The sequence below is a fragment of the Limnospira fusiformis SAG 85.79 genome, from assembly GCF_012516315.1.
GTDB lineage: Bacteria > Cyanobacteriota > Cyanobacteriia > Cyanobacteriales > Microcoleaceae > Limnospira > Limnospira fusiformis.
In genome coordinates, this window is the sequence record NZ_CP051185.1 from 3,266,151 (window position 1) to 3,285,418 (window position 19,268).

A 19,268-nucleotide genomic window follows, 5' to 3' on the forward strand; every position below is an offset into this window, starting at 1 on the left:
ATTAGTGGGCATATCCTAACCATTACAGTTAGGCATTAGCTTTCAATCACATCCTTTCCCCTTAAAGGGTTAGGGGTCGAGAGTGAAGTCACCTTCACCCTCGACCATTCAGAACCGTGCTTGATAGTTTCCCATCACACGGCTCCTGGTGTGGATACCCTATTTGTCAAAGGAGCAGAATCAAGAGACCTGCTTTCTACTTCGATGTTCAGAGCTATATGCACCACGTAGTCTTTAAACTCGTCCTCGCCATTATACTCTTACTGACCGCAGTATCTATAGCACAAGACAGAACACTTAGGACGTATAATGGAGAGGACGAGATGACTAAGAAGACCAAAAATGCCAGCCCCCTATAGTTACGACCTCAGACAAAAAGTTATTGATGCCATTGAACTAGACGGTATGCCCAAAACAGAAGCCAGTCAAGTTTTCCATGTCAGCAGGAACACCATTAATCTCTGGCTGCAAAGAAAAGCACAGACCGGAGACTTCCTCCCTAAACCTCATCACCGACCTGGCAATAACCACAAAATTACCGACTGGCAGAAATTCAAGGCTTTTGCCCAAGAGCATGGCCACAAAACCTCCGCTCAAATGGCTGAACTTTGGGATGACGACATCTCTCCTCGCACCATATCCAGAGCCTTGAAGAAAATTGGCTTCACCAGAAAAAAACTTACGGCTACCAAGAACGTTGGAAGCAACAGCGAGAGGAGTTTATGGCTCAGATTGAATAGATGGAGCCGGAAGAAGTGGTCTACCTCGATGAAGCCGGCATGAATAGTCAGGACTCGGATTACCCTTATGGTTACTGCGAGGAAGGAAAACGCTTCCATGCACTCAAATCAGGGAAGAGGCAGGGCAGGGTAAGTATGATAGCCGCATGGTGTCATCAACAACTCTTAGCTCCCTTTAGCTTTGAGGGTTGTTGTAATCGGACAGTGTTTGAGTTGTGGTTGGAGTTCATCTTAATTCCAGCATTGAAGCCAGGTCAGACTCTAGTATTGGACAATGCAACGTTTCATAAAGGGGGGCGGATTGCTGAACTGGTGGAGGCAGCTCAATGCCGTTTACTCTATCTACCACCTTATTCGCCAGACCTCAACAAGATAGAGAAATGTTGGTCGTGGCTGAAAGCCCGTATTCGTCACTGCATTGAGCAGTTTGATCCTCTCCATGATGCCATGGATTCCGTTCTCAAAGCTGCGTCCTAACCACCTTGACTAATGCTATATATCCCCACCGTGACCTGTGGGCATATCCCAACCATGACAATTGGGCTTTAGCTTCTGGTCACATCCTTCACCCTCTAAGCATGCGCTTACATTTTTCACTACTGCCTTGTGAATAGCATTACTCACTGGTTTATAGGCAGAGCATTAGAGGGGTTACAACGTTCCGATTATATGGGCATTCCATCGTTAGATTTGTCCTCTCCGCCGGGGTACTTTTAAAGGTCTGTGTAGGTAGTCGGATGAACCCCCTACTTTTCCCCTTGCCCTTTTGAGCGCAGCGTGTCAACCTATTTCGCTGCTAGTGTATTACGATGGTTCAAGTCGGACATTCGGTCTTCCTAATCATGGATGGTTGGCATTGGTCGCGTCTTGGTAGTAGGTTCTACCTCACGCCTTCCGTTCCCCGCTTCAATCCTGGAGTTATGATTTCCAAAACTGGGGGTGGCTATCGCCGTTACTCTCTACTCCCTGATTTCTCAGTTCGTTTATGACCTTGAGTTCCCTGCCTTGCTTAGTTCCCTAAGCGTCGGGACATATAACCAGTTATGAGGATGCTCAGGAGAGGTCTCCTTATATCCAGATTCGGAGCTGGAATCCTCACCGGGTAGTTATTTCGGGCATTTCAGCCCTATTTCATACCCGAACGTCTCGCACCATACGCTTACACTTTTCACTACTCCACGGGTACATCCCGCCACTTGAGAGCCAATGAGGGGTTTTAAACGTTCCATCTGTGTGGGCATTCCATCTTTAGATTTGTCCTGTCCACCGGGGTACTTTAAAGGTCTATGCACAACGAAACGTTGCTTCTGGGTAGCTTGCTTAAACTCCTACTTTTCCCCTTACTCTTTGAGCGCAGCGTGTCAACCTGTTTCGCTGCCCAATAGTTACGATGGTTCAAGCCAGACATTCGGTTTCCCTAATCATGGATGGTTGGCAGTGGTCGAGTGAGAGGTAGGTTCCTCTATTACGCCTTCCGTTCCCCGCTTCAATCTGACGGGTTGTGAATCCTGAAACTGGGGGTGGCTACCGCCGTTACTCTCAACTTCCTGCTTTACTAGATGGGTTACAACTCCATCGTTCTAGTGTTCTGTCTTGACCTTGAGTCTCTCTGCCTTATCTGGGTGTCGAGTCCAGATGTTGGAACACATAGATAGTTATGGGATGGTCAGGGCGCACTCCTTATATTCTACCAAGGAATAGAAGTCCCAATAGGAGGTTATTTCAGGCATTGCAGCCCTATTTCACTCCTAAACGTCTCGCACAACCATTACTATTGTATCACGAAGTCGCCCTGAAGTGCAAGGTTTGAGACCCAGTTTCTTGATAAAGTATGATTAACATGAGGGTGTAACAGTCTGGGGACCGCTGGAACAATATTGCTAAACCTCCCACTAAACTCAGTTGATGAAAAGGCACATAGTCAAACATTCCGTATCGCTCACTTGTAGATGAATATAGCTCCCTCTGGAACTCAGCGGTCTACAATGGTCTACCTAATCGCGAACAACTCTCAAATTAGACGGGCGGGTTGGTGGGTTGGCTTGCTTATGGTGAAGAGTCACCTACGGTGTAATCTACTCCCCTACAGACACATTAGTGCCAGTACTGACCATCGAAGCCCCCGAATTGATGAGCCCTTCCAGCAGGAGATCGGTGCATGAGTTCCCCCAACAGAAAATTGAAGCCCACCATATTAGTGGTTGATGATGAGCCAGATAATTTAGATCTGCTATACCGGACTTTCCATCGGGAATTTAAAGTTCTCAAAGCCGAAAGTGGGCCGGCTGCATTGAAGATCTTAGAAGAGGTGGGGGAAGTAGCAGTAATTATCTCTGATCAGCGGATGCCCTATATGAGTGGCACAGAGTTTCTCAGTTTGACCGCGACTCAATATCCCGATTCGATCCGCATTATCCTCACTGGTTATACGGATGTTGAAGACCTGGTAGAGGCAATTAACTCCGGTAAGGTGTTTAAATATGTCACTAAACCTTGGAAATCTGATGAACTCAAGGCGATCGTTCAGCAAGGTTTAGAAACTCATAATGTCCTGAAATCTCGCACAGAGGAACTACGCCTAGCACAAAAACAGGAATCGTTACTTTATGAAGTGACAAGTACCATTCGCGCCTGTCCTAATTCCCAGGAAATGTTGCAGCGCATAGTTGAAACAGTGGGTAAAATGTTTGAGGTGAGCTATTGTCTGCTGCGTTCATTCGGTGTGGGTTCAGACCTGATAGGGCTGGGGGCTGGAGTCAGCCCTACCAAACAGGATATCACTGCTACACAAGGGAAGGAGTGGTTCGCATACTTAGCGGAAGGTCAGAATCATCAAAATTCCACGACAGACAACATCAGCGTTATCAATAATAATGATCTGGAATTGAGATCCCTGGTTTGGGAAACTACGGAAGTAATGATTCTTTCGGAAGGTTTGGGAAATGATATTTCTGACCACGATGGACCAGAATGGCAGCAGCGACGAGACGTTTACCAACGTGCAGATATTCGCTCCAGTTTGATAGTGCCTCTGTATTACCGTCAGGAATTGTTGGCGGTTTTGGCGCTGCACCACACGGGATCGCCCCGTAATTGGCATGAACATGAAGTGCAGTTAGCTGCGGGTGTAGCAGATCAGGCGGCTTTGGCATTGTCTCAGGTGCGCGCATACGAGCAGGTGCGAGAATTGGCTCGTAGGGAAGCGCTGGTTAATACGATTACCAATGCTATTCGGTCTAGTCTTGACCCTCAGAAAATTTTTGCGGCTATCACTGAGCAATTGGGGGAGGCTTTGGAGGTTGATGGCTGTGCTTTGTCTCTCTGGAGTCCGGGAGATGAATATATGCAGTGTGTAGGCCTTTATAATGCGGCGATTAAAGAAACAGTAGTAGAGACTAGACCGGCGGCTTTGTCTGAACCTGATACCAGCACGACGACGAATTTGCCCCTATTGGGGGTAGAAACTAATCAATCCATTGAGTCCGATCAGTCCGATGATTTGCCTCAGTCGGCGGCTCCTATTAGTGGCAACCCGGTGCTTCAGGAATTGATTAGAACTCGCGCTCCGGTGGCGATCGCTGATATCGAACAGCGACCAGACTCGATGGTGATGTTGCCTTTGCGATCGCCTTCTAAGGCTCTATTGGTCGTGCCACTATTGCTCGATGGTGATATTATTGGCAGCATATCCCTACGCCAAAATCACCAAGTTCGCCATTGGCAACCCTCCGAAATTGATATGGTCCTGTTAGTGGCAGCCCAAGCCGCTTTGGCGGTACAGCAGGCTCGTCTATACCAAAAAACACGCCAGCAAGCAGAACGCCTATTAGAAGCCGACCGCCTCAAAACTGAGTTTTTTCAAAATGTCTCCCACGAGTTTCGCACCCCTTTGACTTTGATGATAGGTCCTTTGGAAACGGTGGTTAATCAACAGCAGGATCTGTCATTAGACCAAGCGAAAATTGCTCTGCGTAACTCCAGGCGACTATTGCGCTTGGTTAATCAATTATTGGATTTGCAACGGTTTGATGCGGGACGAATGCAGCCCAGTTTTCGCCCCTGTGACCTGGTGGAGTTTTGTCAGCAAACGGTGGAATCATTTAAGTCTTATTGCGATCGCAAACAAATTAATCTAGTTACCAATTTACAGAGTTGCCCCCAACTTTATCTTGATCTGGAAAGGTTTGATAAAGTCCTTTACAATTTGCTCTCTAATGCCATGAAGTTTACCCCCACCGATGGCACTATTACCGTTAGTCTCCAGCCCGAAGGGAATTATTGCCGTCTTATGGTCAAAGATACCGGGATTGGTATTAAACAAGAACAACTCCCCCATTTATTTGAACGCTTCCGACAAGCTGAAGGTTCAGCCAATCGCTCCTTTGAGGGGAGTGGCTTGGGATTGGCTCTGGTTAAAGAGTTGGTCGAACTCCATCATGGTCGCATTACTGTAGAGTCTGAGTATGGTCAGGGAACTACATTTACCGTCTGGCTACAAATGGGGAATCTTCATCTACCACCAGAGCAAGTCCTTGATGTTCCCGCTGAGTTTGATGCACGTCGAGCAGCCGTAGAATTGGCTGATGTGGAGGTCGATTTACCAGATGTACAAATTGACGACATAAATCTGCCGGAGGTTTTGGTTGCTGACGGTTCGGCTTCCCTCACGGACCACGGACAGTTGGGGTCTAATACTGTCCTGGTGGTGGATGATAACCCCGATTTGCGCCGCTATGTGTCGATGATGTTGCAAAATGCCGGATTTAATGCAGTTTTGGCTAAGAATGGCGCTGATGGTTTTAACAAGGCTCAGACTTATCATCCTGATGTGATTGTTACTGATTTGATGATGCCCCAGGTGTCTGGGTTGGAGTTGATTCGCATGATTCGCTCCTCACCTGAACTTAGGGGAACTCCAATTATTTTGTTGACTGCTAAGGCTGATGAGGATACCCGCATCGAAGGGGTTGAGCGCGGCGCTGATGCCTATGTTTCTAAGCCTTTTAATGACCGGGAGTTGATAGCTGAGGTCAGGAATTTACAGGCCCTCAAGGCAGAGGAACGACGGGTAGCCCATTTGAATAAGTATCTGACTGAATCAGTATTGCGACGGTTTTTGCCGGAGTCTATGGTCAAAAAGGCGGCGGCGGGGGACTTGACTCTGGATTTGCGCCCGGAACCGAGGCTGATTACCATTTTATTTAGTGATATTGTCGGTTTTACTCGGATGTCTAATGCTCTACAGTCTCAGGGGGTGGCGGAATTGCTTAATGAGTATTTGGGAGAAATGACTCGGGCGGTTTTTGAGAATCAGGGGACTGTTGACAAGTTTGTAGGAGATGCGATTATGGCTTTGTATGGAGCCCCGGAGGAGATGAGCCCCTCTGAACAAGTCCGACGCGCGATCGCTACGGCTAGACAAATGTTGGTGGCTCTCGAAAAACTTAACCAGGGTTGGCAGGAACGAGGTTTGGTGGGCCGTAATGAGGTTCCTCCGGTGCGGTTCCGCTGTGGGATTCACCAGGGTATGGCTGTGGTGGGGTTGTTTGGTTCCCAAGAGCGATCGGATTTTACGGCGATCGGTCCTTCGGTTAATATTGCTGCCCGTCTTCAGGAGGCTACTGCCCCCAACAGCATTATGGTATCCGCTATGGTGGCTCAGTATGTCCCCGATGAGGAGATTATTAAGCGCGAATTTCTCGAACTTAAAGGCATTGATGAGCCGGTAATGACTTGTGTGATTAACCCAAAACCTGAATCAGTAAGGGATACAGCTTAATGGCAGATAATTGGGGAAAAAATGCGATCGCACTATTGCAATTTTTATTTTCCTGTGTTAGATTAGTTAAGTGCAAATTTGCGGGCGTAGTTTAGTGGTAAAACCTTAGCCTTCCAAGCTAATGATGGGGGTTCGATTCCCCCCGCCCGCTTTTTTCCTACCATGCCAGGGCTAGGTTATGAGTAATAGCCTACTAATCGACTGCGACTATCGAGTTAAGCAATAAGCTGCGATCGCAGTCAGGATCAGGTTTTTCCGAAAATGCCAGGAGGCGGACTTGAACCTGATACATAGCCTATAACCCCTATTCTACCGTTACTTAGGTGTTACTCAAAACCGTAGCAGAGTAACAAGTGAGTAAAAAATGAGTAACGCTACTAATACCCCTACTGTAGGGGGGAAGGGCAACTACGATGAGAGTTACGCTAGATTCTTGAAAGCCTATCAAGACTTTAAAGGGGAATGTCCCAAAGGAGTGACTCTCAAGTTACAAAAGTCCGGGACTAGGTACAATCTGCTATTGCAGTTTAAGCAGCCACCTACCGGGAAACGACTACCCAAGATAGCCAATCTTGAGTGTACACCCTGAGAGGGTGACAAGAGAGCTAGACTGATTGCTGTACAAGGGATAGAGCATTTAGTCCTTGCCGAAAATTCTGAGCTTTATGAGGCTTGAGGGCCATCAATGCTAACATCTCTTCTTGCCAGAAAACTAGCGACTGGCTCCAAGCATAACCCGATAATCCGAGCCCAAAAATACTGTGATATCAAGTCCGGATAATCAATTATAGTAAAGTCTCGGTTTGAGGCCACCAATGAAAACTGGTCAAGCCTCGAATTAATTCGCGCTGTTTCCACAAACTTCGGCAGCGAGCACACAAGAGTTCCTCTAGCTGATCAAGATTCTCAAATGAACGATTGGCAATGGGTTCATCTACCAGAGGCCACAGTCTTTCTGCTGGTTGTAGTTCCGGGGAATGGGACGGTAGAAACATTAAATGCAGTCCTTCGGGTACTTTCAGATTCTTACTGATATGCCATCCGGCTTGATCAACCACTAACATAATGTGTTGATTTGGACCTAATTTAAATTCGGCAGCAAACTCCTGTAACACTCGACTAAATAGAGTTGTATTGACGTAAGGTATAATCCACCAATCTCAGTACAGGACAAAAAAGCTGAAAGTCTTAGCCAAAAGGGAATCTAGCCGAAAATTCTGAAGGGGGCGCTCCGGGCTGAGGTGAAAGTCGAGGGGTGGGGGGGTAGCGCCAAGTTGGGGTGAGAGGGTTAGATCGGAATTACCACAAACCAAACTTCCCTCTCATGAACGAGCTTAACCGATTACGAGACACTTTGCGCCCTCACTTGCCCTGGCACGGGGCGAGATTAAACTTTGTCTGCCTGTTCCTGATGGCGCTATTCCAAACAAAGACGGTTAATCTGATGGAAATAGCGACTGTATTCGCAAATCCTGTGCAAATTTCCTCAAATTACCAGCGATTACAACGTTTTTTTCGGCAATTCAAATTTGACCGGGCAGAGATTGCCCGTTTCGTCGTTAGCCTCATTGACATTCCCCAACCTTGGACTCTTAGTCTCGACCGCACCTGTTGGTCTTTCGGTCAAACCCATTTCAACATCTTGATGTTGGCAGTCGTCCACGAGGGGATTGCCTTTCCCCTGCTGTGGACGATGCTTGACAAAAAGGGCAATAGCAACAGTGGCGAACGCATGGACTTATTCGACCGCTTCGAGGCACTATTTCCTGACGTGGAGGTGGCTTGTCTGACCGCTGACCGGGAATTTGTGGGGCGAGATTGGCTCTCGTATCTTCTCATCGACCCCCAGGTTCCTTTCCGCCTACGCATCCGCCACAGCGAGCTGATTAGTCCTAAGTTAGGAGGAACTCGGCGTAGCGGCGAACGAATGTTTGATTCTCTGCGACCCGGAGAATTTCGCCAGCTTTCGGGTCGCCGTTGGGTTTGGGGACGGCAGGTTTACGTCATTGGCTCTCGTCTGGCTGATTCGGGGGAGTTGTTGATTCTCATCACTAACGCTTGCCCCGAAACGGCCCTCCCCGACTATGCTCGGCGTTGGGGTATTGAAAACCTCTTCGGAGCCTTGAAGACTCGGGGCTTCTGTCTCGAATCGACTCACTTTAAGGACCCTGAGCGCTTGAGCCGTTTATTGGCTTTGCTTAGCCTGGCTTTTACTTGGGCTATGAAGGTGGGTTTGTGGATTCACCAAGGTTCACCCATTCCTTTGAAGGCTCACGGACGACGCTCCCAGAGTCTTTTCCGCACTGGCTTGGATTTTCTACGCCGCACTTTCTCTAATCTGCCTTTGTTTTCAGGGCGGTTTCACCAGGCTCTACAACTTTTGTCCTGTACTTAGTCCACCAATAAGTCTCTCCCGTTTCCGGTCTCACAAAACCATATAGCCATAACCACTCGAATTTCCAATTAATATGGGCGAGTGGTTGACAATCTTCCGCTACATAAATACGTCGCATCACCGGTTTGAGTCCCAGACGGTGTTCATCTTCGCTCCACAATTGCACCTGTGCATCAGGGTATCTCCGGCGAAGTCCCTCTAACTCCGTTACCAGTTTTTTTTCCAGGCTTGCTGCTCGTCTTCGTCACTTTCGATGTGAGCCGGTCTCGGTACACGAAGCCGAAATGTCATTTGTCGCAGAATCTCCCATCCCCTTTGTCGGCTAATTTTTCGTCCAGTTACTCCTGTCAACCAGTCTGCCACCTGGCGACCGTTCCACAGTCCCCCATCCGGCGCTGTTCCTTGCAGGGCTTGCCATAACTGAGCTTGAGTCACATCATCAATTAACGGTGGATGTCCGGGATTTCCTTTTCGGCGCGCACCCAGCCCTTTTAATCCCAATTGGTTGTATCTCTTTACCAATTCATAAATCCAGATGCGACTGTAGCCCGTAATTTCTTGGACTTCCTCCGTGGTCTTCCCCTTAGCCAACAACCAAATAATTTGATATTGGCGACTTTCCAAGCCCTCTTGGGCTTGGTGATCAGCCCGGCCAAGTTCTTCGGTACTTAAGTGGGGAGCTATACTAATTCGTCTGGGCATAACGCAAGTTTGGCATTGGTCACTGATATTATAACCGATTAAGCGAACTTGATATGATGGGGAAAATTATTAGGAGTTTTTTCGCTTCGACCGAGGTAAGCTATAGCATTAGTCAAGGTGGTTAGGACGCAGCTTTGAGAACGGAATCCATGGCATCATGGAGAGAATCAAACTGCTCAATGCAGTGGCGAATACGGGCTTTCAGCCACGACCAACATTTCTCTATCTTGTTGAGGTCTGGCGAATAAGGTGGTAGATAGAGTAAACGGCATTGAGCTGCCTCCACCAGTTCAGCAATCCGCCCCCCTTTATGAAACGTTGCATTGTCCAATACTAGAGTCTGACCTGGCTTCAATGTTGGAATTAAGATGAACTCCAACCACAACTCAAACACTGTCCGATTACAACAACCCTCAAAGCTAAAGGGAGCTAAGAGTTGTTGATGACACCATGCGGCTATATAGCTTACCCTGCCCTGCCTCTTCCCTGATTTGAGTGCATGGAAGCGTTTTCCTTCCTCGCAGTAACCATAAGGGTAATCCGAGTCCTGACTATTCATGGCGGCTTCATCGAGGTAGACCACTTCTTCCGGCTCCATCTATTCAATCTGAGCCATAAACTCCTCTCGCTGTTGCTTCCAACGTTCTTGGTAGCCGTAAGTTTTTTTTTCTGGTGAAGCCAATTTTCTTCAAGGCTCTGGATATGGTGCGAGGAGAGATGTCGTCATCCCAAAGTTCAGCCATTTGAGCGGAGGTTTTGTGGCCATGCTCTTGGGCAAAAGCCTTGAATTTCTGCCAGTCGGTAATTTTGTGGTTATTGCCAGGTCGGTGATGAGGTTTAGGGAGGAAGTCTCCGGTCTGTGCTTTTCTTTGCAGCCAGAGATTAATGGTGTTCCTGCTGACATGGAAAACTTGACTGGCTTCTGTTTTGGGCATACCGTCTAGTTCAATGGCATCAATAACTTTTTGTCTGAGGTCGTAACTATAGGGGGCTGGCATTTTTGGTCTTCTTAGTCATCTCGTCCTCTCCATTATACGTCCTAAGTGTTCTGTCTTGTGCTATAAAAGCCAGGCTAAGCAAAGCCAATAAACGGCTCAAGCGCTCAGGGTCCTTAAAGTGAGTCGATTCGAGACAAAAGCCCCGAGTCTTCAAGGCTCCGAAGAGGTTTTCAATACCCCAACGCCGAGCATAGTCGGGGAGGGCCGTTTCGGGGCAAGCGTTAGTGATGAGAATCAACAACTCCCCCGAATCAGCCAGACGAGAGCCAATGACGTAAACCTGCCGTCCCCAAACCCAACGGCGACCCGAAAGCTGGCGAAATTCTCCGGGTCGCAGAGAATCAAACATTCGTTCGCCGCTACGCCGAGTTCCTCCTAACTTAGGACTAATCAGCTCGCTGTGGCGGATGCGTAGGCGGAAAGGAACCTGGGGGTCGATGAGAAGATACGAGAGCCAATCTCGCCCCACAAATTCCCGGTCAGCGGTCAGACAAGCCACCTCCACGTCAGGAAATAGTGCCTCGAAGCGGTCGAATAAGTCCATGCGTTCGCCACTGTTGCTATTGCCCTTTTTGTCAAGCATCGTCCACAGCAGGGGAAAGGCAATCCCCTCGTGGACGACTGCCAACATCAAGATGTTGAAATGGGTTTGACCGAAAGACCAACAGGTGCGGTCGAGACTAAGAGTCCAAGGTTGGGGAATGTCAATGAGGCTAACGACGAAACGGGCAATCTCTGCCCGGTCAAATTTGAATTGCCGAAAAAAACGTTGTAATCGCTGGTAATTTGAGGAAATTTGCACAGGATTTGCGAATACAGTCGCTATTTCCATCAGATTAACCGTCTTTGTTTGGAATAGCGCCATCAGGAACAGGCAGACAAAGTTTAATCTCGCCCCGTGCCAGGGCAAGTGAGGGCGCAAAGTGTCTCGTAATCGGTTAAGCTCGTTCATGAGAGGGAAGTTTGGTTTGTGGTAATTCCGATCTAACCCTCTCACCCCAACTTGGCGCTACCCCCCCACCCCTCGACTTTCACCTCAGCCCGGAGCGCCCCCTTCAGAATTTTCGGCTAGATTCCCTTTTGGCTAAGACTTTCAGCTTTTTTGTCCTGTACTGAGCCCAGAACTACTTTACCCCTAACAGATAGCTTTACCTACAACTTACGGCTAAGGTTTTGGGGGTGAACTGATTATGTTGGTATCGGTTTCCGCACGGGATGATTACCATCAAAGATTGGAGACTTGCTGAGGATTATGTGGGTATCGATTCCCATCTCGGTAATTGTCACCAGTTGAAAAGTTGTTTAGGGGTATCGGGTTGGAGTCGGTAGATGATAGCCCATAGTTTCCCCTCACCGAGGATTATGAATCAGACCCATAGATAACCGGATAGGCGATCGCTCATAGGTTTACCTATAGGTCTAGTCCACGGAAAGGCGGTCTGATATCTTTGTACATTGATAGGTTTATCTTTGTACATTGATAGCTTGGGGAATTATCTTCTGCTGTTGTCGTGGTTGATTTTGAAACATATCCTCCCCCCAACCGGAACAAACACTCTTTGGGGAAACGACCGACGTGATAGCAGTCAAGGGTGAGGCACGAACCGATAGGGATACCCTTGACGGGTATCACAAGGGAGTTAACCTATCGCGTGTTTGGTTGGGGGGAGGTATGGATATTTGACAGATTGACTAAGTTGTGCTTGTTGACTGAGTAATCATCCTATTGACGGAATAATTGTCCTGTGCTAGGACTAGATTGTGAGTAATATCTGAGTAATTAGGTACGGCGATCGGGTTAAGTGTTTCCCGGCTATCGCAGTGCGGATAAGGGTTTGATGATAGTGGGGGCGGTGGGACTTGAACCCACACGACCGGTGAAGGTCAACGGATTTTCATCCTCTCGCAGCTTTCGCTACAGCATCAGGTAGGTTGATCCCCGCCTAATTGCCTTGAGAATTGGACTCTCCCTTTACCCTCGGCTTAACGTTAGGGTAGCTCCCGTCGAGTCTCTGCACCTTCCGATCAAGAAGTTCCAGAAATTAGGTATTTCCTTCACCCCTTCAAAGGCTTGGCTCAGGATTGCCTTGTCTGCGAACAGATTTAGGTTTCCCTGAGTTTGAGAGCCGTCACTTGAGGGATTTCTCACCCCAAGGCTCAGTTTTCTAAGTCCGTAGCGTCTACCATTCCGCCACGCCCCCAGGTCGCTTATTTAAAAGCACAATCTATATTTGAGCATCTTTCTGGAATTTTGGCAACTATTTTCCCAAATTTTTTGAACGGTAGGGAAAAATCGGAGCGATCGCAAGTGGTGGGAGAGCCTCATAGAGCAAGAATTTAATCCAAGATTTGCTTGATATCTTAGGACAATAAGGTACAATACCCCAAAAGATTCGCAACTCAATAATGAATATACGGTCAAACCCCAGACCATACCAAATTTCCCTGACGACATACTCATCAAGTCGGATTCATGGTAAAATCAAATAATGCGTGCGAGACGTTTAGGAGTGAAATAGGGATGCAATGCCCGAAATAGCCTCCTAGTGGGACTTCCACCCCTTGGTGGAATATAAGGGACTCGTATCCTGACCATCCCATAACTGTTTATATGTCCCGACGCTTGGAGAAATCTGAGCAAGGCAGGGGACTCAAGGTCATAAACAAACTGAGAAATCAGGGAGTAGAGAGTAAAGGCGATAGCCACCCCCAATTTCAGGATACACGATTCTGGGATTGAAGCGGGGAACGGAAGGCGTGAGGTAGAACCTACTACCAAATGCGACCACTGCCAACCATCCATGACTAGGGAAACCGAATGTCTGGCTTGAACCATCGTAATGATTTAGCAGCGTAATAGGTTGCCACGCTGCGCTCAAAAGAGCAAGGGGAAAAGTAGGGTTTTGCATAAAACACCTACACAGACCTTTTTAAGTACCCCGGTGGAGAGGACAAGTCTAAAGATGGAATGCCCATATAAACGGAACGTTTAAACTCCTCATTGGTTCTCCTTATCAAAAAAGTGAGCAATATTACTCACAAGGAGTAGTGAAAAGTGTAAGCGTATACCATTGAGGGGAAAGGATGTGACTGAAAGCCAATGCCTAATTGTAATGATTAGGATATGCCCACTAGTCACGGTGTAGATATGGAGACTGCGACAAGTAGGAGTAATATGACGAGAGCGAGTTTAAAGACTACGAGTTGTATGCCAAGCTCCCAAAGTTGGAATCATAAAGCGGGGGTTCGTAACCCTGTTCCTAGTGACAAAAAGGGTATCTACATTAGGAGCCGTATGAGGTGAAAGTCTCAAGTACGGTTTGGAAGTGGAGTTGGGGAAGGTGACTTCCCTTTCGACCATAACCAATCAAAGCTTTCCGGACCAAACTAAAACTCAATGACCGTCAAGCCACCTTGATGGCCAAACACGCGGGTTATGCTCGGTTCGTGTTTAATTGGGGATTACACTTATGGAGGTCAGCTTATGAAGAGGGACTCAAGCCTAATATCAACTCCATTAAAAAGGTTTTTACTCATTATGTGAAACCTCAATATCCTTGGATGTCTGAATTGTCTTCTAAAGTTGATCAATATGCCTTCATTAATCTAGGGGATGCCTTTAAGCGCTTCTTCAAGGGAATAAGCAGTTATCCTAAATTTAAGAAGAAAGGCCACCATGATAGTTTTACGCTTGACAATTCCGGAAGGCCATTCAATCTGTCAGGAACTCGCCATAAGCTGCCTTTTGTGGGCTGGGTTTCTACATTTGAGGCACAACCCGAAAGTTGGGTTAAGAAAGTCACTATAACGCGCCAAGCAGGTGACTGGTATATTAGCTTTTTCGTAGAAATCACGCCAGAAATTACACCGAAATATCGAGAGAGAATCGGGGTAGACCTAGGAATTAACAATTTGGCGACTTGCTCCGATGGGACAAAATTCTCTAATCCCAAGGCTTATAAAGCAGCGACCAAAAAACTAGCTCGATTACAACGTCATTTAAGTCGCAAAGTCAAAGGCTCGAAAAATTGGGCCAAATGTCTCTTAAAAGTTCAAAAGCTACATCAAAGAGTAGCAAACATTCGGCGGGACACGATTCATAAAATCACTACTTTTTTGGCTAAAAACCACAGCCAAGTAGTCATTGAAGATTTGAATGTGTCTGGAATGTTGAAAAATCATTGTTTGGCGGGTTCTATCGCTGATGCTTCATTTTATGAGTTCCGTCGGCAACTAGGTGACAAGGCAGAACGTTATGGTTCAAAGTTAATGATTGCGGATAGATTTTATCCATCCAGTCAACTTTGTTCTAACTGTGGCCATCGTCAAAAAATGCCCCTAGTCCGTCGGACTTTTGAATGTCAGAACTGTGGGCTGAAGATTGATAGAGATTTGAACGCCAGTATAAATTTAGAAGTGCGAGACGTTTAGGAGTGAAATAAGGCTGCAATGCCTGAAATAACCTCCTAGAGGGAGATAGACTGACTCGACCAGTTTACCCCTTAACTGTATATATGTCCCAACGCTTAGGAAGTTGTGATTCTAAGCAAGGCAGGGAACTCAAGGTCAATCCCATTTTAAGAAATCGCAATATACCGTCCAAGTATTACCTAGGAGGAGTATTATAACTCACTTGGGGCGATTATGGGAAAGAGTAAAGGCGGTAGCCACCCCCAGTTTCAGAAATCACAAATCTGGGATTGAAGCGGGGAACGGAAGGCGTGATGTAGAACCTACTACTATAGGCGACCACTGCCAACCATCCATGATTAGGGAAACCGAATGTCTGGCCTGAACCATCGTCATTATAAAGTAGCGAAATAGGTTGACACGCTGCGCTCAAAAGAGTAAGGGGAAAAGTAGGAGTCTTGCTATACTACCTACACAGACCTTTAAATGTACCCCGGTGGATAGGACAAATCTAAAGATGGAATGCCCATATATACGGAACGTTTAAACCCCTATTGGGCTCTCTGCGAGTACATCTCGTAGAGTAGTGAAAAGTGTAAGCGCATGGTGCGAGACGTTCGGGTATGAAATAGGGCTGAAATGCCCGAAATAACTACCCGGTGAGGATTCCAGCTCCGAATCTGGATATAAGGAGACCTCTCCTGACCATCCTCATAACTGGTTATATGTCCCGACGCTTAGGGAACTAAGCAAGGCAGGGAACTCAAGGTCATAAACGAACTGAGAAATCAGGGAGTAGAGAGTAACGGCGATAGCCACCCCCAGTTTTGGAAATCATAACTCCAGGATTGAAGCGGGGAACGGAAGGCGTGAGGTAGAACCTACTACCAAGACGCGACCACTGCCAACCATCTATGATTAGCAAGACCGAATGTCCGACTTGAACCATCGTAATACACTAGCAGCGAAATAGGTTGACACGCTGCGCTCAAAAGGGCAAGGGGAAAAGTAGGGGGTTCGTGCGACTACCTACACAGACCTTTAAAAGTACCCCGGCGGAGAGGACAAATCTAACGATGGAATGCCCATATAATCGGAACGTTGTAACCCCTCTAATGCTCTGCCTATAAACAAGTGAGTAATGCTATTCACAAGGCAGTAGTGAAAAATGTAAGCGCATGCTTAGAGGGTGAAGGATGTGACCAGAAGCTAAAGCCCAATTGTCATGGTTGGGATATGCCCACAGGTCACGGTGGGGATATAGATACTGCGGTCAGTAAGAGTATAATGGCGAGGACGAGTTTAAAGACTACGTGGTGCATATAGCTCTGAACATCGAAGTAGAAAGCAGGTCTCTTGATTCTGCTCCTTTGACAAATAGGGTATCCACACCAGGAGCCGTGTGATGGGAAACTATCAAGCACGGTTCTGAATGGGAGAGGGTGAAGGTGACTTCACTCTCGACCCCTAACCCCATAAGGGGAAAGGATGTGACTGAAAGCCAATGCCTAACTGTAATGGTTGGGATATGCCCACTAGTCACGGTGTGGATATAGAGACTGCGACAAGTAAGAGTGCTTATGACGTGAGCGAGTTTAAAGACTACGTGGTGTATATAGCTCCCAAAGTTGAGGTCATAAAGCAGGGGGTAGTAACCCTGTTCCTACTGATAATAGGGTGTTCACATCAGGAGCCGTGTGCTGGGAAACTCGCATGCACGGTTTGGAATTGGAGTTGGAGGGGGCGACCTCTCTTTCGACCATACCAAATCGCTTTCTTTCCGACGATTACACTTGTGGACGGGGTGCTGCCGACAGTCCCGGACGAAGCCAGAAATAAACATCAATATCCGGCTATGTCCGGTTTTGTTTAAGTTTTATAGAGCAGCAGCAGCCTATCTGTAATATCATATACCCGGCGTAAACCCGCGCCTACAAATATTTATGACCCGATCGCTGGTCATTGGTGACGTAGCAAAACTGGTCACTGGTCACTTTTCGCGGTTTAATTATAAAGACTGTCGTTGGATTGTCGGATCACCCAACTATGCTGATTACACTGTTACTGTATGTTATTCTTGGTGGAACCTACCTGGTGGTGGCTCCTGGGGCTTTGTACTTTTACCTGAAAAGTCGCTGGTATGTAGCTGGTTCCGTAGAGCGGTTACTGATGTACTTTCTGGTTTTCTTTTTATTTCCAGGGCTGATTTTGCTGTCACCATTCCTAAATTTTCGTCCCCAACCCCGACAAATTGAAAGCTAATGCGACGAATTGATGTAATTGGGATTGGGATTGGCATTTTTGTAGCCGGAGGTCTGTTGTACTGGGTTTTTCAGTTATCAGGCTTTGATAGTAGCAAGGCGGGAATTTGGAGTCAGGCGATCTTGGTGGGAGGGTTAGTCCTGTGGCTACTCACCTACCTATGGCGCGCCGTCACCCAGACCATGACCTATAATCAACAGCTCAAAGATTACGAGGAAGCGGTGATTGAGAAGCGCATAGCGGAAATGACACCGGAACAACTCCAACAACTTCAGGCTGAAGTTGAGCAAGAAAAACAGCAAAAATCTGTCCATCGGGAGTCTGGGTCTGTAGATGAGCAATCAAAAAGCTAACCGGACTATCCCCACATATTCGAGTTTGAAATGATCTCAGTTTCTGAATGTTTCCAAAAGTTGCGCTCTGAGAGTCCAGCTAATGGCGATCGCCGCCAATGTGCGCTGATTCCATTTATCACAGCCGGAGATCCCGATTTAGATACTACCGCTAAAGCCCTCCAGGTTTTAGATAAAAATGGAGCAGACCTGATCGAGTTAGGGGTTCCCTACTCTGACCCCTTGGCTGATGGTCCAGTTATCCAAGCTGCTGCTACCCGTTCCTTAAATCGGGGAACTCGACTAGATGGGGTTTTGGAGATGCTGAAAACTGTTAGCCCTACTATCAAGGCTCCGATTATCTTATTTACTTATTACAATCCCATTCTGTATCGGGGGATTCCTGAGTTTCTCGCACAGATTAAGGATGCTGGGGTCAAGGGGTTAGTGGTTCCAGATTTACCCCTAGAAGAGGCTGAGATTCTCCTATATCCAGCTAAGGAACAGGGGATTGAATTGGTGTTGTTGGTGGCTCCTACCAGTTCCCCCGATCGCATTGAGGCGATCGCTCGTCAGTCCCAGGGTTTTATTTACCTGGTCAGTGTTACCGGAGTTACCGGAATGCGATCGCAGGTTCAGACCCGGGTTGAGGATTTACTTAAACAAATGCGCTCTCTCACCGATAAGCCTATTGGTGTGGGGTTTGGTATTTCTCAACTCGAACACGCCAAACAAGTTCGCTCCTGGGGGGCTGATGCTGTGATTGTGGGAAGTGCTTTTGTGAATCGACTGGCGGCGGCTTCCCCAGAACATGGGTTAGAGGCGATCGCCACTTTTTGTCAGAGTTTGAGAACCGCTATTGATGAGGATTAATCCATAGAAACCTCCCCAATAGTAGAGCATCACCATGTCGCCAAAAGAAAAAGGCTAGAAGTTGTAGTGCTCCCATAAACACTCAGCTTCCGGCCTTTTGAAACCCTCGTAATGTGCCTTTCTCTTATGATCATGGCAGGTTTCTTGTCAAACGGCAAGGGGTCTGTTGCAATTACCCACTTTTTCTCGTTCGCTCTAAATTACCGCCAAAGAAAAAGGTCGGAAGTGCAGTGTTCCCATAAACACTTATCTGATACATTTACGCGGCATTTTTCCGGTTGTTCCCGGACAATGCGACGATAGCACTATTACCCGTTAAGGTAACAGAGGCGGTATCCCGCAAAGCTTTTAGAAAGATTCCAAAAGCACCGTTCCAGTCCCGTGGTAGAGTGAACCCGCACTCCGGACATCGGAACACTTTTGAGCCACCTAGCTGGGAATGGACATGACCACAGTGAGTACAGGTTTTGCTGGTGTATTCTTCGGTCACATCTACAACTGTTCAGTTATTTCCGCGCTTGATGTCTCAGGGTTAGTTTGAATCGATAATGCGCCCATGTCAGCATGGCGCGGGCAGTCTTAGACCTGATTAGACGCTTCACCTTGGCAACCATATTGGAAGTCTCGAAGGTGGGCCCAAAAATCCGGCTGTGTTATGGGATGGTCAGGGATGCGACCCAATCAACCAAGGGGTTGAAGTCCTCACCGGGTAGTCCCCACGCCCATTTCAGCTCTATTTCATACCCGAAGGTCTCGCAGGTAGGGGTCGAGAGGGAA

At 47.4% G+C, this 19,268-nt stretch carries 11 protein-coding genes, 1 tRNA gene and 7 pseudogenes; 10 read left to right on the forward strand and 9 right to left on the reverse strand.

From position 1 onward, the window contains the following. Nucleotides 1-342 precede the first annotated feature (342 nt). From HFV01_RS15340 to HFV01_RS15365, 5 genes and pseudogenes are all read left to right on the forward strand, one after another. Nucleotides 343-1,217: pseudogene (locus HFV01_RS15340) on the forward strand (IS630 family transposase). Nucleotides 1,218-1,549: 332 nt separating this feature from the next. After that, nucleotides 1,550-1,729: a hypothetical protein gene (locus HFV01_RS15345; protein WP_071533620.1), complete on the forward strand. Its 180-nt coding sequence runs from the start codon at nucleotides 1,550-1,552 to the stop codon at nucleotides 1,727-1,729. Nucleotides 1,730-2,898: 1,169 nt separating this feature from the next. Beyond that, a complete protein-coding gene (locus HFV01_RS15355; RefSeq protein WP_006669053.1) occupies nucleotides 2,899-6,519 on the forward strand; it encodes a response regulator in 3,621 nt (1,206 codons plus the stop codon). A gap of 80 nt (nucleotides 6,520-6,599) precedes the next feature. After that, nucleotides 6,600-6,670 (forward strand) — tRNA-Gly (locus HFV01_RS15360). A gap of 213 nt (nucleotides 6,671-6,883) precedes the next feature. After that, on the forward strand, nucleotides 6,884-7,108 hold the full coding sequence (locus tag HFV01_RS15365; RefSeq protein ID WP_006669054.1) for a hypothetical protein: 225 nt from the start codon (nucleotides 6,884-6,886) through the stop codon (nucleotides 7,106-7,108). A gap of 16 nt (nucleotides 7,109-7,124) precedes the next feature. Here the strand turns inward: HFV01_RS15365 and HFV01_RS15370 are convergent. Both HFV01_RS15370 and HFV01_RS15375 read right to left on the reverse strand, forming a co-directional pair. Then, nucleotides 7,125-7,286 (reverse strand): annotated as a pseudogene (locus HFV01_RS15370) (IS4 family transposase); the annotation flags it as partial. A gap of 18 nt (nucleotides 7,287-7,304) precedes the next feature. Continuing rightward, nucleotides 7,305-7,676, reverse strand: a pseudogene (locus HFV01_RS15375) (transposase); the annotation flags it as partial. 167 nt (nucleotides 7,677-7,843) lie between these two features. Between HFV01_RS15375 and HFV01_RS15380 the strand changes: the two are divergent. Further along, nucleotides 7,844-8,914 carry an IS4-like element ISAtsp3 family transposase gene (locus HFV01_RS15380; RefSeq protein ID WP_006669055.1) on the forward strand — a complete coding sequence of 357 codons (1,071 nt, stop codon included), beginning with the start codon at nucleotides 7,844-7,846 and terminating at the stop codon, nucleotides 8,912-8,914. 1 nt (nucleotide 8,915) lies between these two features. Here HFV01_RS15380 and HFV01_RS15385 read toward each other — a convergent pair. From HFV01_RS15385 to HFV01_RS15400, 4 genes and pseudogenes are all read right to left on the reverse strand, one after another. Beyond that, a pseudogene (locus HFV01_RS15385) lies at nucleotides 8,916-9,616 on the reverse strand (IS630-like element ISAtsp4 family transposase); the annotation flags it as partial. Nucleotides 9,617-9,737: 121 nt separating this feature from the next. Beyond that, nucleotides 9,738-10,614: pseudogene (locus HFV01_RS15390) on the reverse strand (IS630 family transposase). 64 nt (nucleotides 10,615-10,678) lie between these two features. Continuing rightward, nucleotides 10,679-11,566 (reverse strand): annotated as a pseudogene (locus tag HFV01_RS15395) (IS4-like element ISAtsp3 family transposase); the annotation flags it as partial. A gap of 1,705 nt (nucleotides 11,567-13,271) precedes the next feature. Continuing rightward, nucleotides 13,272-13,493, reverse strand: coding sequence for a hypothetical protein (locus tag HFV01_RS15400; protein ID WP_193520191.1), 222 nt, complete (start codon nucleotides 13,491-13,493; stop codon nucleotides 13,272-13,274). A 538-nt stretch (nucleotides 13,494-14,031) separates the two neighbouring features. On the opposite strand from HFV01_RS15400, the gene HFV01_RS15405 reads away from it, so the two are divergent. After that, nucleotides 14,032-15,045 (forward strand): RNA-guided endonuclease InsQ/TnpB family protein, encoded by a 1,014-nt coding sequence (locus tag HFV01_RS15405; protein WP_318286290.1) that lies wholly within the window; start codon nucleotides 14,032-14,034, stop codon nucleotides 15,043-15,045. Between the two features lie 211 nt (nucleotides 15,046-15,256). Here the strand turns inward: HFV01_RS15405 and HFV01_RS15410 are convergent, their stop codons facing one another. Beyond that, nucleotides 15,257-15,457, reverse strand: coding sequence for a hypothetical protein (locus HFV01_RS15410; protein ID WP_082113529.1), 201 nt, complete (start codon nucleotides 15,455-15,457; stop codon nucleotides 15,257-15,259). Between the two features lie 336 nt (nucleotides 15,458-15,793). Beyond that, complete coding sequence (locus HFV01_RS15415) at nucleotides 15,794-15,973, reverse strand: hypothetical protein (RefSeq protein WP_006625930.1); 180 nt, start codon at nucleotides 15,971-15,973, stop codon at nucleotides 15,794-15,796. 1,097 nt (nucleotides 15,974-17,070) lie between these two features. Here HFV01_RS15415 and ndhL point away from each other — a divergent pair. Genes ndhL through trpA form a run of 3 tightly spaced genes read left to right on the forward strand, consistent with a single transcriptional unit; the run spans nucleotide 17,071 to nucleotide 18,491 of the window. Further along, nucleotides 17,071-17,286 carry an NAD(P)H-quinone oxidoreductase subunit L gene (gene ndhL, locus HFV01_RS15420; protein WP_006626075.1) on the forward strand — a complete coding sequence of 72 codons (216 nt, stop codon included), beginning with the start codon at nucleotides 17,071-17,073 and terminating at the stop codon, nucleotides 17,284-17,286. Beyond that, complete coding sequence (locus HFV01_RS15425; RefSeq protein ID WP_006626076.1) at nucleotides 17,286-17,639, forward strand: DUF3007 family protein; 354 nt, start codon at nucleotides 17,286-17,288, stop codon at nucleotides 17,637-17,639. The genes ndhL and HFV01_RS15425 overlap by 1 nt, the downstream gene beginning before the upstream one ends. Nucleotides 17,640-17,669: 30 nt before the next feature. After that, nucleotides 17,670-18,491 carry a tryptophan synthase subunit alpha gene (trpA, locus tag HFV01_RS15430; protein WP_006626077.1) on the forward strand — a complete coding sequence of 274 codons (822 nt, stop codon included), beginning with the start codon at nucleotides 17,670-17,672 and terminating at the stop codon, nucleotides 18,489-18,491. Nucleotides 18,492-18,750: 259 nt separating this feature from the next. On the opposite strand, the pseudogene HFV01_RS15435 reads toward trpA, so the two are convergent. Beyond that, nucleotides 18,751-19,144: pseudogene (locus tag HFV01_RS15435) on the reverse strand (zinc ribbon domain-containing protein); the annotation flags it as partial. Nucleotides 19,145-19,268 lie beyond the last annotated feature (124 nt).

What these genes read in the sequence shown, in the direction of transcription:
- HFV01_RS15345 (WP_071533620.1), top strand. Translation starts at nt 1,550, where the DNA reads ATGGTTCAAGTCGGACATTCGGTCTTCCTAATCATGGATGGTTGGCAT.
- HFV01_RS15355 (WP_006669053.1), top strand. Translation starts at nt 2,899, where the DNA reads ATGAGTTCCCCCAACAGAAAATTGAAGCCCACCATATTAGTGGTTGAT.
- HFV01_RS15365 (WP_006669054.1), top strand. Translation starts at nt 6,884, where the DNA reads ATGAGTAACGCTACTAATACCCCTACTGTAGGGGGGAAGGGCAACTAC.
- HFV01_RS15380 (WP_006669055.1), top strand. Translation starts at nt 7,844, where the DNA reads ATGAACGAGCTTAACCGATTACGAGACACTTTGCGCCCTCACTTGCCC.
- HFV01_RS15405 (WP_318286290.1), top strand. Translation starts at nt 14,032, where the DNA reads ATGGCCAAACACGCGGGTTATGCTCGGTTCGTGTTTAATTGGGGATTA.
- HFV01_RS15415 (WP_006625930.1), bottom strand. Translation starts at nt 15,973, where the DNA reads ATGGTTCAAGTCGGACATTCGGTCTTGCTAATCATAGATGGTTGGCAG.
- ndhL (WP_006626075.1), top strand. Translation starts at nt 17,071, where the DNA reads ATGCTGATTACACTGTTACTGTATGTTATTCTTGGTGGAACCTACCTG.
- HFV01_RS15425 (WP_006626076.1), top strand. Translation starts at nt 17,286, where the DNA reads ATGCGACGAATTGATGTAATTGGGATTGGGATTGGCATTTTTGTAGCC.
- trpA (WP_006626077.1), top strand. Translation starts at nt 17,670, where the DNA reads ATGATCTCAGTTTCTGAATGTTTCCAAAAGTTGCGCTCTGAGAGTCCA.